This window comes from Actinomadura sediminis (genome assembly GCF_042675525.1).
In the GTDB taxonomy this organism is placed as follows: Bacteria; Actinomycetota; Actinomycetes; order Streptosporangiales; family Streptosporangiaceae; genus Spirillospora; species Spirillospora sediminis.
On record NZ_JBHTJA010000130.1, the window covers coordinates 1 to 16,506 of the forward strand.

12 protein-coding genes are annotated in these 16,506 nt (G+C 75.0%); 5 read left to right on the plus strand and 7 right to left on the minus strand.

Features of this window, described 5'->3' with window-relative positions; all coding sequences use genetic code 11:
* The coding region (locus ACFQ11_RS33595) for a HEAT repeat domain-containing protein (RefSeq protein WP_378306209.1) at positions 1–4,017 on the minus strand (4,017 nt) is incomplete at its 3' end.
* Positions 4,018–4,112: 95 nt separating this feature from the next.
* On the opposite strand from ACFQ11_RS33595, the gene ACFQ11_RS33600 reads away from it, so the two are divergent.
* Positions 4,113–4,814 carry a PIG-L deacetylase family protein gene (locus tag ACFQ11_RS33600; RefSeq protein WP_378306185.1) on the plus strand — a complete coding sequence of 234 codons (702 nt, stop codon included), beginning with the start codon at positions 4,113–4,115 and terminating at the stop codon, positions 4,812–4,814.
* Between the two features lie 72 nt (positions 4,815–4,886).
* Here ACFQ11_RS33600 and ACFQ11_RS33605 read toward each other — a convergent pair whose 3' ends face one another.
* Positions 4,887–5,726: a DUF3710 domain-containing protein gene (locus ACFQ11_RS33605; RefSeq protein WP_378306188.1), complete on the minus strand. Its 840-nt coding sequence runs from the start codon at positions 5,724–5,726 to the stop codon at positions 4,887–4,889.
* Between the two features lie 17 nt (positions 5,727–5,743).
* Positions 5,744–6,205 carry a dUTP diphosphatase gene (gene dut, locus ACFQ11_RS33610; RefSeq protein ID WP_378306190.1) on the minus strand — a complete coding sequence of 154 codons (462 nt, stop codon included), beginning with the start codon at positions 6,203–6,205 and terminating at the stop codon, positions 5,744–5,746.
* Positions 6,206–6,410: 205 nt separating this feature from the next.
* On the opposite strand from dut, the gene ACFQ11_RS33615 reads away from it, so the two are divergent.
* Positions 6,411–7,691, plus strand: a complete 1,281-nt coding sequence (locus ACFQ11_RS33615) for a cytochrome P450 (RefSeq protein WP_378306192.1) — start codon at positions 6,411–6,413, stop codon at positions 7,689–7,691.
* A gap of 136 nt (positions 7,692–7,827) precedes the next feature.
* Here ACFQ11_RS33615 and ACFQ11_RS33620 read toward each other — a convergent pair whose 3' ends face one another.
* On the minus strand, positions 7,828–8,715 hold the full coding sequence (locus ACFQ11_RS33620; protein WP_378306195.1) for a metal-dependent hydrolase: 888 nt from the start codon (positions 8,713–8,715) through the stop codon (positions 7,828–7,830).
* 108 nt (positions 8,716–8,823) lie between these two features.
* A complete protein-coding gene (valS, locus tag ACFQ11_RS33625; protein WP_378306197.1) occupies positions 8,824–11,415 on the minus strand; it encodes a valine--tRNA ligase in 2,592 nt (863 codons plus the stop codon).
* Positions 11,416–11,545: 130 nt separating this feature from the next.
* Between valS and ACFQ11_RS33630 the strand changes: the two genes are divergently transcribed.
* Positions 11,546–11,833, plus strand: coding sequence for a DUF4235 domain-containing protein (locus tag ACFQ11_RS33630; protein WP_378306199.1), 288 nt, complete (start codon positions 11,546–11,548; stop codon positions 11,831–11,833).
* Between the two features lie 222 nt (positions 11,834–12,055).
* Here ACFQ11_RS33630 and ACFQ11_RS33635 read toward each other — a convergent pair whose 3' ends face one another.
* Together ACFQ11_RS33635 and ACFQ11_RS33640 are read right to left on the minus strand one after the other, a co-directional pair.
* Positions 12,056–12,880, minus strand: coding sequence for a hypothetical protein (locus ACFQ11_RS33635; protein ID WP_378306202.1), 825 nt, complete (start codon positions 12,878–12,880; stop codon positions 12,056–12,058).
* Positions 12,881–12,895: 15 nt separating this feature from the next.
* On the minus strand, positions 12,896–13,189 hold the full coding sequence (locus tag ACFQ11_RS33640; RefSeq protein WP_026400666.1) for a DUF4193 domain-containing protein: 294 nt from the start codon (positions 13,187–13,189) through the stop codon (positions 12,896–12,898).
* A 531-nt stretch (positions 13,190–13,720) separates the two neighbouring features.
* Here ACFQ11_RS33640 and ACFQ11_RS33645 point away from each other — a divergent pair.
* The gene (locus ACFQ11_RS33645; protein ID WP_378306204.1) at positions 13,721–15,439 is read left to right on the plus strand and encodes a serine/threonine-protein kinase; all 1,719 of its coding nucleotides are present in this window, start codon (positions 13,721–13,723) and stop codon (positions 15,437–15,439) included.
* Between the two features lie 71 nt (positions 15,440–15,510).
* Positions 15,511–16,506 (plus strand): serine/threonine-protein kinase (locus tag ACFQ11_RS33650; protein WP_378306207.1); only part of this gene is annotated, 996 nt, incomplete at its 3' end.

Sequence of the window (16,506 nt, forward strand, 5' to 3'; positions counted from 1 at the left end):
GCGGCGCTCGCGCAGCTCCGCGCGCGTCTCGGCGTCGCGGCGCGCCGCGCCGGGCGGGCGGAGCGGCCCGTCCACGAGGACGAGGGAGCCGGCGAGCCCGTCCCGCCCCTCGGCGCGCAGCCGGTCGGCGGCCCGCGCGAGCGCGGGGGTCCGCAGCAGCGGGCGTCCGGCGACGAGGTCGAGCATGCCCCGATCCCCCGCCTCGACCCTGTCCGCGATCGCCTCCGCCACGAGATCGGCGGGCGCGCGCCGCAACGCCTCCCGGGCACCCGCGCGGACCCCTGGGTCCCCGTGCTCCCACGCTTCGACGAGCAGGGGGACGAACCCCCCGATCTCGTCCGCGCCCAAGCGGCCGGCGAGCCGCACGAACCGTCCGGCGAAGGCTCCGCCGGCCGCACGGATCGAGCCCGGCGAGCAGGCCGCGCCCGCGCCGGACTTGACCGGCGCGGCGCCGTCGAGGCCCGGCGTCCCCGGCCGCCGCCGTTCGGCGGCCCGCCCGGCCGGCGACCGCCGGGGAGCGTCCCGGCCTTCCGCACGGGTCGCCGGTTCACCGGCGGCGCCTCGCACGGCGCCCGGTGCGGCCGCCGGGCGCGGGAGGTGCAGGAGGGTGCGGGCGAGCGGGGGCGTGACCTCGATGTCCAGGCGTCCGTCCAGGTAGGCGCGCAGCACGGGCAGCCGCGCACCGGGCTCGGGACGTTCGAGGAGCAGCCTCCCCGCGGTCGCGCGCTGCTCCGCCGTCCCGTCCCCGAGCATGCGCAGCAGGCGTTCGTGCAGGGCCGCCGACCACGGCTGGTCGAGATCGTCCGGGCGCGGCCCGCGCTCCCCGGCCGTCCGCCGGGCCTCCTCGCCGATCGTCCAGGCCGGGACCCCGAGCGGCTGCAGTTCGAGCATCCAGCCGAGCAGCTCCTCCCGCGCCTCGGGAGCCGCCGCCGGGAAGACCTCGATCAGCGCGCCGAGCCACTCCCGCGAGGACCGGCGCCCACGTCCGTCCGATCCGGCCGACCGGTCGGCCGGTCCGGTGGCGTGGTCCGCCGCCGGGTTCCCGGGATCGACCACCGCGAGCCGCTTCGGCGACCCGTGCTCGCGGACGTGCGGCCCCGGCGACGCCGCCGCCGCACCTCCCCGCACCGGCTCGTCGGCCGGGCCGTCCGCCCGGGTCTTCGCGCTCGTCGCGGCGCGGCCCTCCGTTCCCCGGCGCCCGCCCGATCCGCCGGGCTCGTCCGGGCCCGCCCCGCCCGGCGACGCCGATCCGCCCGGCGCGTCCGATACGGCGCTCGCCAGCGGGTCCCCGCGCCCCGCGGCCGCGTGCAGCCGCCGGTCGTCGGCGGCCGAGCGGACGGCCTCCCGCAGCCTCGCGACCAGTTCGGCGGGCGCGCCGAGCGCCGCACCGGCGGGCGCCGTCCCGGCATCGTGGCCCTCGCGCGGTTCGCGCCCGGCACGGGCGGGCGCCGCCGGGTGCACGCCGGGGGACGTGCGGGCCGCCTCGGAAGCGGTCGAGGGCGGTCGTGCGCGTTCGTCCCGGCGGGGCTCCCGGGACGGGCGGGCGAACGTCGCGCGCAGGATCGCGGTCTCGGCTTCCGCGGGGTTCTCGGTGTGGCGGGCGGCCGCGAGGGCCCGCCGAAGTTCGTCCCGGGTCGGGGAGTCGCCGCAGCGGTGCAGGAGGACGAACGCGTCGCGGCCCGGCGGCAGGGCGTGCAGGCGGGCCGCGAGCGCACGGCGGCCGGCGGGGCCCGTGCGGGGGATCACCGCGCCGAGAACGTCGAGCAGGCGCGTCCGGTCACGGCCGTCGAGGTTCGGGAGGGCATCGACGAGGAGCCCCGCGGACCGCGCGAGGCACGCCAGTTCGGCGTCCGTCCACGGGGACGTGCAGAGGGCGAGGACGAACCGGAGGACGGACGCGCCGGGATCGCCCGAGGCGGCGAGGTCGAGCCAGTGCGGGAGCATGGCGCGGAGTCCGGACGTGTCGGTGGCGCGGGCCGTCACGGCGCGGCGTGCGACCTCGGGCGCCCAGCCGTGCTCGGCGAGCCACGCGGCCGGGTGCCCGGGCGTGTTCGCGAGGGCCGACAGGAGGCGGGCGCGGGCGCGGGCGTCGTCCGTCCCCTCGGCCGCCGCGCGGACGGTCGCGGCGAACGCGTCGCGCAGGGTCGCGCGCAGGGCCTCGATCAGGGCGTCGCGGAAGCCCGGGTTGTCGTGGCGGGCCAGCCAGGACAGGAGCGCGGGGACGGCCTGCGGCGAGGGCACGGCCGACAGGGCCCCGGCGGCCGTCTTCTTCACGTTCATGTTCGGGTGGTCGAGGCAGGCGGCGATCGCCGGGGCCGCCCAGGTCGCGTGCGCCTCCGCCAGCGCGAGGAGGGCGTGCCGGACGGTCCGCGGGTCCTCGGCGCGCGTCAGCGGGATCAGGCTCGCCGAGAGCGCGCGGGCGTCCCGCCCGGCGAGCACCCGGATCGCCTTCTTGCGGACGTGCGGGTCCCGGTGCCGCAGCAGCCGGTGCACCCGCGCCCGGACGGGACGCAGGCCGGCGCACGGGAGGTCGAGCAGGATCGACTGCTCGGCGGAGGTCAGGTCCGGGCGGTCGAGGAGGTCGAGGGCGAGGTCGGTGACGAGTTCGTGTCCGGCCTCGCGCTCGTCGGCGGCGTCCAGGAGGCAGCGGGGACGGACCGCGCCGCGCCGGTACAGCCGCCCGCCGAGGCCGCGGATCGCGTCCACGACGCCGGGCGGGACGGCGGGCTCGGGGCCCTCGCCCCAGGTCGCGGCCAGGTCGGAGACGACGCGGAGCAGCAGGTCGGCGATGGCCGGGAGGGACGTCGCGTCGCCGTTGCGGGCGAGGCGGCACAGCGCGTCCACGGGGTCGCCGGGGTCGGGGTTCGCGGCGAGCACGGCGAGTTCGCGCGGGTCGGGGCCGCCGAGGTCGTCGGCGACGCGGCGGGGCAGGTCGCGGGGATCGAGCCGGTCGAGGATCGCGCGGCGGCGGGCGGGGTCGGCGGTGAGGTGCCACAGGATCTCGAGGGCGCGGTGCCGGTGCGGCCGCAGGTGGCGGACGATCTCGCCGCCGTCGAGGCCGAGACCCGTCCACAGCGCGTCGGCGGTGCGGGCGCCGCCGACGGCCTCCAGGGCGTCGAGCGCGGCGGCGGGCGCGGCGGGCAGCAGGTCGAGGACCGTCTCCTCGGCCGGGACGTGCCGCAGGTCGCGCAGGGCCCGCAGGTAGGGGACGGGGTCGGCGGCGCGGCGCGCGAGGGCGGTGACGGCGCCGCCCGCGTCCAGGCCGGGGGCGCCCTGGGCGGCGAGCGCCACCAGGAGGTCGAGCCGCCGCGCCGCGTCGTCGTCCGCGGCGGTGAGCTCCCGCAGCGCGGCGCGGCGCTCGGTGTACAGGACGATCGCGACGTCCTCGGCGGCGACGCGGTGATCGGTGAGCGCGAGGCGGACGACGGACGGGACGTCGCGGTCCCGCGGGAAGCGGCCGCGCCGGTGCAGGGCGGTCAGGCACGCGAGGGCGGGGCCCGCGAGCAGCGGCGGGTCCGTCCCGGCGAGCGCGAGCAGGTCGGGGACGTCGTCGCGGGCGGACAGGTCGCCGAGCAGTTCGAGGGCCCGCCGCCGCACGCGCGGCGGCCGTGCGGGGTCGGCGGCGACGTCGCGCACGATGTCGCGATGGCCGTGCCGGGCCGCGACCTCGACGGCGGTGTCGTCCGGTCCGGTCTCCAGGTAGCGGAGCACGCGGCCGTGCGGCAAAGGTTCCAGGACGGCCCAGGGTTCGGCGAGCTCGCGGAGCGCGGCGGGGACGTCGGCGGCGAGCTCCGCGACGAGCGCCCGCGCCGCGGCGGGCGGCAGCAGACCGGCGTGCAGGGCCTCCCTGGCGAGCCGGAACGCCTCGGCGCGCAGGACGGGGTCGGGCCGTGCGGCCAGCTCGCGGGCGAGCAGGCCGGGGTCCGCGACGGTGGCGGCGGCCAGCCCGTGGACGGCCTGGTACAGCGGCTCCCCCGCCGGTTCGTCCCGGATCGCGGCGGGACGGGCGGCGATCACACCGCGCAACCGTCTAATCCGGACATGTATCGCCGTTTCGGTCACCGGGCGATCCTAGGTGCCGCCGCGGCGCGGCGCTCGGGAATGATGGGGGCATGGAAGCGGTACCTGAGGACTGGGATCGGGCCCTCGCGATCGTCGCGCACCCCGACGACCTGGAGTACGGGGGCTCGACGGCCGTCGCCAAATGGACGGCCCAGGGCAAGACGGTGACGGAGGTGCTCGCCACGCGCGGCGAGGCCGGGATCGACGGGATGGACCCGGAGGAGGTGGCCCGCGTCCGGACGCTCGAGCAGATCGAGGCGGCCCGGATCGTCGGCGTGGACACCGTCGAGTTCCTCGATCTCCAGGACGGGATGCTGGAGTACGGGCTGCCGCTGCGGCGCGTCCTGGCGGCGGCGATCCGGCGGCACCGGCCGGAGGTGGTGATCTCGGTCAACTTCCGGGAGTCGTTCCCGGGCGGCGGGTTCAACATGGCCGACCACCGGGTCCTCGGGCTCGCGGTCGCCGACGCGATCCGCGACGCCGCGAACCGGTGGGTCTTCCGCGACCTGGACCTCGAACCGTGGCAGGGAGTGCGGTTCGCGCTGTTCGGCGGGTCCCCGCAGGCCGGGCACTACGTGGACGTCACCGGCCATCTGCAGACGGGCATCGAGTCGCTGCTCGCCCACCAGGTGTACTTCTCCAACCTGGGCGCCGACTTCGACGCCGCCGCGTTCCTCACCGGGACGGCGGAGCCGGCCGGACGGGACGTCGGCGTGCGGCACGCGATCCCGTTCGAGCTGATCGAGTCCTGACCGGGCACGCCCGTCCCCGCACGGGCGCCGCGTCGCCCGGCCGCGCGTCGCGGGCGGCCGGGCGGGGACGGGTCAGCGCACCTCGGTGATCTCGGGGCCGCGCTCGAACGGCTTGAACTCCTGCTCGGCGGGCTCCTCGGCCTGCGCGTCCTCCTGGGACTCGCTGAACTCCTGCGGGATGCGCAGCTCGAGGAGCTCGCGCGGGGGCATCGGCGCGTCGCCGCGCACGACGACCACGCCGCGCAGCACGTCCTCGAGCACCTGCCACTGCTCTTCGTCCTCGATGGCGGCGCCCTGCACGACCGCCTGCAGGAACCAGCGCGGGCCGTCCACACCCAGGAAACGGATGATCTGCGGCGCCCAGCCCTGCTCGACGAACTCGGCGGGGATCTGCTCGCGGACCTCCTGCGGCATCTCCGCGAGGACGTCCTCGGTCAGCGCGGCGGGCACCATCGCGAGCAGCTCGGCGCCGAACGGCCCGTCGCCCTCCTGGGTCTGCCCCTTCGCCTGCTCCTGGATGTCCTTGGCGGTCTCGGCGCGCACGTCGTCCCAGATCCCGCTGCGCTTCGGCGCGGCGAAGACCTGGAGCTGCATCGCGCTCTCCTGATGCTGCACCAGGACGGCGACGGGGCGGCCGTCGAGCGGCTTGCCGTTCTCATCGACCTGGGTCGCCTCGAAGTTCACCTGGAACCCGAGGCCGGGCGCGACCGGCACCAGCAGGGACCCGAAGTCGAGCCGCTGCATCTCGGGGAAGGAGTCCTCGGAGTCCCAGGGACCTCCCGGAACGGACTCGGCCTCGGCCTCGGCGGTGGCCTCCTCGGCGACGTCCTCGGCGTCCTGCTGCGCCGGCTCCTCGGTCACCTCGGGCTCCGCACGGCCCTCCTCGGCCCGTCGGCGACGTCCAAAAGCCACGACTCACACTCCTTCTCTCAACCTTCATCGGGGTGGGAGTACCCACCCGTGGAGCCGAACCCGCCGGTTCCGCGCGCCGATCCCGGTAGGGCGGCGACCTCGTGGAACACCGCCGTCTCCACCCGCTGCACGACCATCTGCGCGATACGGTCGCCGCGCCGCAGCCGGACCGTGGCGCGGGGGTCGGTGTTCAGCAGGGTCACCTTGATCTCACCCCGATAGCCGGCATCGACCGTACCGGGTGCGTTGACTATGGTCACCCCCAACCTAGCGCCCAAACCGGACCTCGGGTGAACGAAAGCGGCGTAGCCGTCCGGCAGCGCGATCGCGATCCCGGTGGGGACGACCGCGCGCTCGCCCGGCGGCAGCTCGACGTCCTCGGCGGCGACCAGGTCGGCCCCGGCGTCGCCGGCGTGCGCGTACGAGGGCAGCGGCAGCTCCGGATCGAGCCGCTTGATCAGTACGTCGACCTTGCCCACCGTTCCACCTCACGCTCGCGCCGAACCGCCTCGGAAACCACCCGACAATACCGACTCCGCGCGTCCGCCCCGTCCCTGAAACGCCGCCGCCGCACGCCTCCGGACGGTAAGTGATCCTTGACGTCGCGGGGGCGGTGTCGGTTCCATGTGAACCGAACTCCGTTCGAGACGAGCCCCCCGAGCAGCCCCCCGAGGACGGTGCGAAGTGGCGACGACGACGCGGGACCCGGCCATCGACCTGTCGGACCTGGAGTTCTGGTCCCGGCCGCAACGCGAGCGCCTGGCGGCGTTCGCGCGGCTGCGGGAGCGGGAGCATCCGGCGTTCTTCCCCGAGCTGGGCCTGCCGTTCATCAAGCAGGGGCCGGGCTTCTGGGCGTTGACCAGGCACGCGGACGTGGTGGAGGCGAGCCGGACGCCGCAGGTGTTCAGCAGCGAGCCGACCGCCACCACCATCCCCGACATGCCGGCGTACATCGCCCGCTACCTCGGCTCGATGATCAATATGGACGACCCGCGGCACGCCAAGATCCGGCGGATCGTGTCGCGGGCGTTCACCCCGCGGGTCCTGGCGAAGCTGGAGACGGACCTGCAGGCCACGGCGACCCGGATCGTCGACGACGTCCTGAAGCGCGGCCCCGGCGACTTCGTCACCGACGTCGCGGCGCGGCTGCCGCTGACGGTCATCTGCGACATGGTGGGCGTGCCCGAGCCCGTCCGGCCCATGGTGTTCGACCGGACGAACACGCTGCTGGGCATCGGCGACCCCGAGTACACCGCCGGCCGCGACTTCCGCGGCGAGGTCACCCGCCTCGGCGCCCTGTACGTCCTGGTGCGCGTCGTGACGGCCGCGTACGAGCTGAACCACCTGGCGATGAAGCTCGCCCGGCGGCGCCGCCGCGACCCGGCCGACGACCTGATGTCCGCGCTGGTCACCGCCGACGTGGACGGGGAGCGGCTCACCGACAAGGAGATCGGGTCGTTCTTCATCCTGCTCGTGGTGGCGGGGAACGAGACGACCCGCAACGCGATGTCGCACGGCCTGAAGCTGTTCACCGACCACCCCGAGCAGCGGGCCCTGCTGCTGGAGGACTTCGAGGCGCACGCCCCGGGCGCCGTCGAGGAGATCGTCCGGATGGCGACGCCGGTCATCCAGATGCGCCGCACGGTCACCCGCGACCACGAGATGAACGGGCACACGTACCGGGCGGGCGAGAAGGTCCTGCTGTTCTACAACTCCGCCAACCGGGACGCCGAGGTGTTCGAGAACCCCGACGTCTTCGACATCACCCGGTCGCCGAACCCGCACGTCGGGTTCGGCGGGCCCGGCCCGCACTTCTGCCTGGGCGCGAACCTGGCCCGCCGGGAGATCACGGTGATGTTCCGGGAGCTGTTCACGCGGGTCCCGGAGATCCGGGCGAACGGGCGGCCCGACCGGCTCTACTCGAACTTCATCAACGGCATCAAGCACCTGCCGTTCACCTACTGAGCCGCGCGGGCGCGGACGCAGACACCGACGGAGACACGGACGGCGACACCGACGGCGATACCGACGGCGACACCGACGAGGCGACGGTCCCGGACGTCGCGGGCGCGTTTTCACGGCGTCCGGGACCGCCGCCGGCTCAGGACGTCCCGCGCCCGGCGGCGAGCGCGGCGGGCGAGGTCGACAGGTAGTCGACGGCCCGCCGCGTGGAGCACTCGCGGGACGGGTGGTAGTCGCGCGCCAGGTAGGTGCGGGCCGCGGCGATCATGAACCGGTTGCTCGGGAACAGGCCGCGGCGCACGGCCCGCCGGTAGTCGCGGACGCGCGGCCGGACGCCGTGCAGGGTCGGGTCGGCGCGGCACAGGTACGCGGCGCCGACGTACACCGCGAGCGGCATGGCGACGAGCCCGACGGCGAACGAGCGCACCCGCTGCGCGTATCCGCCCGCGACGTGGTCGTACACGTCGAACGCGACGGACCGGTGCTCGACCTCCTCGGCGCCGTGCCAGCGCAGCAGGTCCAGCATCGTGGGGTCGGCGCCGGCGTCGTCGAGCGCGCGGGCGTCCAGGATCCACTGGCCGAGCACTGCGGTGTAGTGCTCGATCCCGGCGATGATCCCGATCCGCAGCGTCAGCCACCGGCGCCGGGACAGCCCGGGGATCGGCGGCCGGTCGCCGAGCAGGTTCTGGAACAGCCACTCGATGCGGCGGGTCAGCGGGCGCGGGTCGAGCCCCTGCTCGCGCATCTGCCGGTCGAGGACGCCCTGGTGGGAGTAGGCGTGCACGGCCTCCTGGCCCATGAACCCCTTGACCTCCCGGTACAGGCGCTCGTCGTCCTCCACCAGCGGCAGCGCCTGCTTGTAGACGTGGACGAACCAGCGTTCGCCCGCGGGGAGGAGCAGGTGCAGCACGTTGATGAAGTGCGTGGCGACCGGCTCGCCGGGGATCCAGTGCAGCGGCGTGTCCGCCCAGTCGAACTTCACCCGCCGCGGGGTGATGACGGGGTGCCGCTCGTCGATCTCGGTCATGCGCGTCCTCCCCGGCCCGCCCAACAATTAGATGTGTCGTCTAATATCTGGAGCGGGCCGGGGTAAGTCAAGACCGCGGCGGTGTGACCGCCGTTACGCGGCGGGACGCTAGGAGGGCGCGGGGGCCAGTTCGACCTCGACCGTCAGGCCGGCGGGCGCGTCCTCCAGGGTGAGGTCCGCGATCCGCCCGGCGGCGGCCAGGTCGGGACGGGCGATGCGCACGACCTCCGCGCCCCGGACGACCGCGCGCGCGACGTCGGCCCGCATCGACGCCCGCGCCTCCGACTTCGCCTTGCGGACCTGCCGCAGGGCCTCGCCCGTCGCGGCCAGCACCGCCGGGTCGCCGCCCGGGGGCAGCTCGGCCGGCGTCGGCCACGACGCCGCGTGCACCGAGCCGCGCCGCCACCACGACCAGACCTCCTCGGTGACGAACGGCAGCACGGGCGCGAACAGCCGCAGCAGCACCGACAGCGCCGTCCGCAGCGCCGCGCGCGCCGACTGCGCCTCCGGTCCGTCCCCGTACGCCCGCGCCTTCACCAGTTCGAGGTAGTCGTCGCAGAACTCCCAGAAGAACCGTTCCGTCCGCTCCAGCGCGCGCGTGTAGTCGTAGCCCTCGAACGCCTCCGTCGCGTCCCGCACGACGTCCCCCAGCGCGGCGAGCATCGCCCGGTCGAGCGGCTCGACGACCGCCGCCGGGCCCTCGGCGACGGTCCGCTCCCGGCTTCCGGGCCGGCCTCCCCCGCCCTCCGGGCGCCCGGCGTCCGCGACGTCGCCGAGCCCGAGCACGAACTTCGACGCGTTCAGGATCTTGATCGCGAGGCGGCGGCCGACCTTGATCTGCCCGGTGTCGAACGCGGTGTCGGTGCCCGGCCGCCCGCTCGCCGCCCAGTACCGGACGGCGTCCGACCCGTACTCGCGCAGCAGGTCGATCGGCGTGACGACGTTGCCCTTCGACTTCGACATCTTCTTGCGGTCGGGGTCGAGGATCCAGCCCGACAGCGCGGTGTCGGTCCACGGCAGCGACCCGTGCTCCAGGTGCGAGCGGACGACCGTGGAGAACAGCCAGGTGCGGATGATGTCGTGCGCCTGCGGCCGCAGGCTGTAGGGGAACACGCGGCCGAACAGGTCCGCGTCGCGCTCCCAGCCGCCCGCGATCTGCGGGGTCAGCGACGACGTCGCCCACGTGTCCATGACGTCCGGGTCGCCGATGAACCCGCCCGGCTCGCCCCGCTGCTCCTCGGTGTACCCGGGCGGGACGTCCGACGACGGGTCGACGGGCAGCTCGTCCTCCGCCGGGACGATCGGCTCCCCGTGCACCGGCTCCCCCGATTCGTCCAGCCGGTACCAGACGGGGATCGGCACGCCGAAGAACCGCTGCCGGGAGATCAGCCAGTCGCCGTTGAGGCCCTCGACCCAGTTGTCGTAGCGGGCCCGCATGTGCGGCGGATGCCAGTTCAGCTCGGCTCCGCGCGCGAGCATCTCGGCGCGCATCCCGGCGTCGCGGCCGCCGTTGCGGATGTACCACTGCCGCGTGGTGACGATCTCGAGCGGCTTGGAGCCCTTCTCGTAGAACTTCACCGCCCGCGTGACCCTGCGCGGCTCGCCGTCCAGATCACCGGACTCGCGCAGCATCTCCACGACCCGCTCGCGCGCCGAGAACACCGTCTTGCCCGCCAGCTCCGCGTACGGCTCCGCCGGGACGCCGCGGGGCGCTTCGGCGGCCAGCCGGCCGTCCCAGCCGATCACCGCGCGGGTCGGCAGGTCGAGCTCGCGCCACCAGGTGACGTCGGCGACGTCGCCGAACGTGCAGATCATCGCGATGCCGGAGCCCTTGTCGGGCTCGGCGAGCCGGTGCGCGAGGACGGGCACCTCGACGTCGAACAGCGGCGTGCGGACGGTCGTGCCGGACAGCTCCGCGTACCGCTCGTCGTCGGGGTGCGCCACGAGCGCGACGCACGCGGGCAGCAGCTCGGGGCGAGTCGTCTCGATGTAGACGGGCCGTTCGGGTGCGCGGAAGCGGAGGCGGTGGAACGCCCCGGGCTGCTCGCGGTCCTCCAGCTCGGCCTGCGCAACGGCCGTGCGGAACGTGACGTCCCACAGCGTCGGCGCCTCGGCGACGTACGCCTCGCCGCGCGCGAGGTTGCGCAGGAACGCGCGCTGCGACGCCGTGCGGGACGCGTCGCCGATCGTGGTGTAGAGGTGGTCCCAGTCGACCGACAGGCCGACGCGGCGCCACAGTTCCTCGAACGCCTTCTCGTCGACCTCGGTGAGCCGCTCGCACAGCTCGATGAAGTTCCGCCGCGAGACCGGGACCTGGCGTTTCGGGTCCGGCTTCGCCGGCGGCTCGAAGCCGGGATCGTACGGCAGCGCCGGATCGCAGCGGACGCCGAAGTGGTTCTGCACCCGCCGCTCGGTGGGCAGCCCGTTATCGTCCCACCCCATCGGGTAGAAGACCGCTCGACCGCGCATGCGCTGGAACCGCGCGACGGCGTCGGTGTGGGTGTAGGAGAAGACGTGGCCGACGTGGAGGGAGCCGCTGACCGTGGGCGGGGGCGTGTCGATCGAGAACACCTCGGCGTGCGGCCGGGTGCGGTCGAAGCGGTGGACGCCCTCCTCTTCCCACGCGCGTACCCACTTGTCCTCCAGGCCGTCGAGTGAGGGTTTGGCCGGGACATTCGGGATACGCGGACGCTCTGTCATGCGCCAATCGTATTGACATCGCCCCCGGGCGCATGCGTTTTCCCCGCGCGCGACGCGGCCGCGCCGGCCGCCCGCCCGGGGCGGCACGGTCCGGTAGCGTCGGACACGACAGGACGACTGGAGGACGAACATGGCGGACAAGGGCGAACTCGGCTGGCGGTTGACGGCCGGGGCCGCGGCCTTCGCGGGCGGTTTCGTCGCGAAGAAGGCCATCACGATGGCCTGGAAGAAGAGCACCGGCAAGGAGCCGCCGACCAACCCCGAGTCGCCCGAGGTGGCGCTCGCCGAGGCGATCGGCTGGGCCGTGATGATGGGCGTCGGCATGGAGGTGGCGCGCCTGCTCGCCACCCGCGCCGTCGCACGCCAGTGGGCCAAGGGCACCGGTGCGCCCCCGTCCCACTTCAAGGTCGAGGCCTGACGGCGGCGGGCGAGGGCGGGCGGCGCGCTCCGCGCCCCCCGTCCTCGCCCGCCGTCCGGCTCCGAGCGACGGGACGGCTCGGCCGGGTACGGAACGGCTCGGGTACGGGACGGGGTACGGGACGGTACGAGACGCCGCGGGCACGGGGCGCGGACCGGCCACGGGGACGGCTCCGGTCACGAGGGGGGCGTGTCCGGATCGGGCCGCGCGGGTCGTCCCGGCTCAGTCCCCGGACGGCAGGCCGCGGTGCTCCCCCGGGAGCGGGGGCGGCACCCCGGCGGTGGCGCGCAGATCGGCGCGGATCGTGCTGGCCAGCGCCTTGGTGGCGCTCCGGTTGAGGGCGGCCCCGGCCGCCGCGCCGGTGAGCAGCGGCCCCATGGTGGTCATGCTGCGGCCGAACACCCTCAGCATCCGTTTGCGCAGCGCGGCCTTGGCGGCCGAGCCGAGCGCGCTGCCGAGGGTGCCCGCCTCCAGCGGGTTGATCCCGCGCTGCTTCGCCCAGGACGTGACGAAGGCGCGTCCCCGCACGGCGCCCGGGCCCTCGACGCGGATCCCGTACACCTCGTGCAGTTCGGCGATCAGCTTGACCTCGATCGCCGCCACCACCAGGGTCTCGGCGGCGAGCTGCGCGGGGGCGGTGAGCAGCAGCGGCGGTGCGGTGAACTGCACCGCGGCCAGCGCGCCGCCGGCGGCGCCGACGCCGGTGGTGGCGTTGCTCGCGACCCGGACCAGGCTGTCGGCCAGCGCCTCACCGGTGAGGCCGCGGTGGTGGGCGCTCAGGGTCTCCCGGTCGCGGATCGGGATGTGCGGCGCCACCTCGACGAGCAGGTCGCCGAGCCAGCGGCCGCGCGCGATGCCCGCGGCCCCCGCCCTGCGGGCGTTCTGGCCGAGCAGTCTCGCCAGTCGCCCCAGGAGGCGGCCGCGGGTCTCGCGGTCCATGTCCTCGTCGGCGGTGAGCCGGCCGATCAGCTCACCGAGTTCGGCGGAGCCGCCGACGGGCGCCGGCTCCACCTCGTCGTCCCGCCGTTTCTCCAGGTCTCCCGTCACCGCCCCGCCCCCGGGTCAGGCGCACTCACGGCAGATGGGCTGGCCGTTCTTCTCCTTGGCCAGCTGGCTGCGGTGGTGCACCAGGAAGCAGCGGGTGCAGGTGAACTCGTCGGCCTGCCGCGGCACGACGCGGAACGTGAGCTCCTCGTTCGACAGGTCCGCGCCCGGCAGGTCCGCGACCTCACCGGCGTCGAGGTCCTCGTCGATGATGCTCGCGGCCTTGTCGGCGCGACGGGCCTGGAGCTCCTGGAGGCTGTCCTCGTTGATGTCGTCGTCTGTCTTGCGCGGGCTGTCGTAGTCGGTCGCCATCTTCTATCTCCATCCCCCTCAGTGCTTTATGCGCCCCGTCGCGCGGAACTAACGCTCGAGGGACCGTTCTTGTGCCCGATCCGGGCGGGAAATTCTGTCACGGTTGGTGACGTACGACACACGAGGCGCGACCGTTCCCACGAGTGACACCGATCACCCGGTTCTCTTCCTCGCGATGTGTCTTCCATCACACGCCCGGCGGGCGTCCACGGCACGGCCAGCGCTCGGCGAGCGCTGCGTTCCCCTACCGGACGACGACCACCGGGATCCCGCGGCGGCGGGGATCATATCGGTCCCGGGAGCCGGGCGCGCACCGACCGGCCGCGGCGTGCCGCGCGATCCGCGGAAGGCGGCCCGCGCCCTGAACCGGACGGCCCGGTGAAACGTCTGAACTAACGCGATATGGTGCCCGCTCGGAGAACTGGGGGCGGACCCCCGCGCAGGGGCGTCCGGCACGGCCGGGAGGTGACCTCGCGGCCGGGTCCGGCGCACAATATCGCGGAACGACACCGCGGGTCACGGGAGGGTCAGATGCCGGATGCCGCTCCGCTGGAGCCAGGCGATCCCCGGGCGCTGGGACAGTACGAGGTCATCGGGCGGCTCGGCGCCGGTGGACAGGGCGCGGTCTTCCTGGGCAGGGCACCGGGCGGCGGCCACGTCGCCGTGAAGCTGCTGCACGCGCAGACGGCGAACGACCCGTCCGCGCGTGCCCGGTTCGTCCGCGAGGTGTCGGCCGCGCAGCGCGTCGAGCCGTTCTGCACCGCGCGCGTGCTCGAGGCCGACGTCCACGGCGACCAGCCCTACGTGGTCAGCGAGTTCATCGACGGGCCGTCCCTGCACGACGTCGTCGCGCACGAGGGCCCGCGCAACGCCGCCGACCTGGAACGTCTCGCGATCGGCACCGCGACGGCGCTCGCCGCGATCCACGAGGCGGAGATCGTCCACCGCGACTTCAAGCCCAACAACGTCATGCTGGCGGCGGACGGCCCGCGCGTCGTCGACTTCGGCATCGCCCGGACGGTCAACTCCCAGGAGAGCGCCGTCACCGCGACCGGCATGGTCGTCGGCACCCCCGGCTACCTGGCGCCCGAGCAGCTGACCGGCGGCGCCCTCACCCCCGCGGTCGACATCTTCGCGTGGGGCGCGACGATGGTGTTCGCCGCGACCGGGCAGTCGCCGTTCGAGGCCGACACGCTGCCGGTCATCATCAACCGGATCCTCAACGAGGACCCGGACCTGTCGGCGCTGCCCGCCGGTCCGCTGCGCGACCTCGTGGGCCGCTGCCTGAACAAGGACGCGGGCCTGCGGCCGTCCGCGCCCCAGCTCCTGCTGAACCTGCTCGGGCACGTCGGCGCGGCGCCGTCCGGGACGGGCGAGGCGAACCTGCTCGACCAGGGCACCCGGATCGCCGCGCAGCTCCCGGCGCCGCCGCAGGTGCCGCCGGCGCGGCGGCCGGAGCAGCAGATCACTCCCCCGCCGATGCCGATGCACCAGGCCGGGATGCCGGGGCACGGCGCGCAGGGGCCGACGACGCCCCCGCCGCAGCCGATCACGCCGCCGCCCATGCCGATGTACCAGAACGCGGGGATGCCGCCCGGCCAGCAGCCGCCGCCGCAGCCGCAGCCGGGGATGCAGCCGCCGCCCCGGCCCCCGATGCCGGGGCAGCCGCACGGCCACGGCGCCGTGCCGCCGGGGCAGCCGTACGGCCGGCAGAAGTCGAACACGGGGCCGATCATCGCGATCGGCTGCGTCGTCCTCGCGGTGATCATGATCCTGGTGGTCGTGTTCATCGTGGTCGCGGCGAACTCCGAGGACGACTACGACCCGCCGACCACCCTGCCGACGTCGGAGACGGAGGAGCCGTACACGCCGTCGAGCGAGCCGTCGTCCCGGACGACGACGCGCACCGGCGAGGGGCTCGTCGGGGTGTGGAAGGGCGACGGCACGCAGCCCGCGGCGCCCGCCGACGGCCGCAACTTCACGGTCCAGTTCGCGCTGATCTACTCGAGCGGCACCGCCCGGTACACCTACGGCTCCTCGCACCCGACCTGCTTCACCCGGCTGGAGCTGCTGAACGAGTCCGGCACCAAGGTCGAGTACCGGGAGACGCCGATGACCGGGCAGAACAAGGACGACTGCGCCCCCGGGTACGTCACCTTCAACCTCACCGGCGAGCGGTCGGCGCGGTGGGAGTGGCGCCAGCGCCGGTCGGAGCCGAACCCGTCCGCGTACGGCACCGTTTCCAAGTGACGATCGTCCGAACGATGATCGCGTAAAGTCGCGCGACAAGGACGTCGCCCTCCTCCCCGGAAGGACGCCACATGCCCGAGGCCGCGCCTCTCCGACCGGGCGATCCGGAGCACCTCGGCCCGTACCGGCTCACCGGGCTGCTCGGGGAGGGCGGGCAGGGCGCCGTCTTCCTCGGCGAGGACGAGGAGGGCGGCGCGGTCGCCGTCAAGCTGCTGCACGCCCGGTTCAGCGGCGACCCCAAGGCCCGCTCCCGGTTCGCCGCCGAGGTGGCGGTGGCCAAGCGGGTCTCGCAGTTCTGCACCGCGCGCGTCCTGGACTCCGACGTCGAGGGCGACCGGCCCTACATCGTCAGCGAGTTCATCGACGGCCCGTCGCTGTCGGCGGTGCTCGCCGCGGACGGCCCGCGCCGCGGCGCCGACCTGGACCGGCTCGCGATCGGCACGATGACGGCGCTGGCCGCCATCCACCAGGCCGGAGTGGTGCACCGCGACTTCAAGCCGGGCAACGTGCTGCTCGCCCCGGACGGCCCCCGCGTGATCGACTTCGGGATCGCGCGGGCGCTGGACGCGACCGGGACGATGTCCAGCGTCGCGGTCGGCACCCCCGCGTACATGGCGCCCGAGCAGATCTCCGGCAACCAGGTCGGCCCCGCCGCGGACGTCTGGTCGTGGGGCGCGACGATGGCGTACGCGGCGAACGGGCGCCCCGCCTTCGGGCAGGACTCCATCCCCGCGGTCATGAACCGCATCCTGAACCTCCCGCCGGACCTCGGCGCCCTGCAGGAGCCGCTGCGCGGGCTCGTCCTGGCGTGCCTGGCGAAGAACCCGGCGCTGCGGCCCGCGTCCCAGCAGGTCCTCGCCCATCTGCTGACCCTCGCGGGGAGCCTGCGGCGGCCGGAGGCGGCGGCCCCCGCCGCCGGGGACGCCGAGATGCTCACCAAGGGCGCCGAGACCGCCGCCGCGGAGTCGGCGCGGCTGCGGGCGGTGCTCGCGCCGCCGCCCGAGTCGCCGGCCCACCCCGGCGCGACCACCCCGCCGCCCGGGTCGTTCGCGCATCCCGGCGCGTCC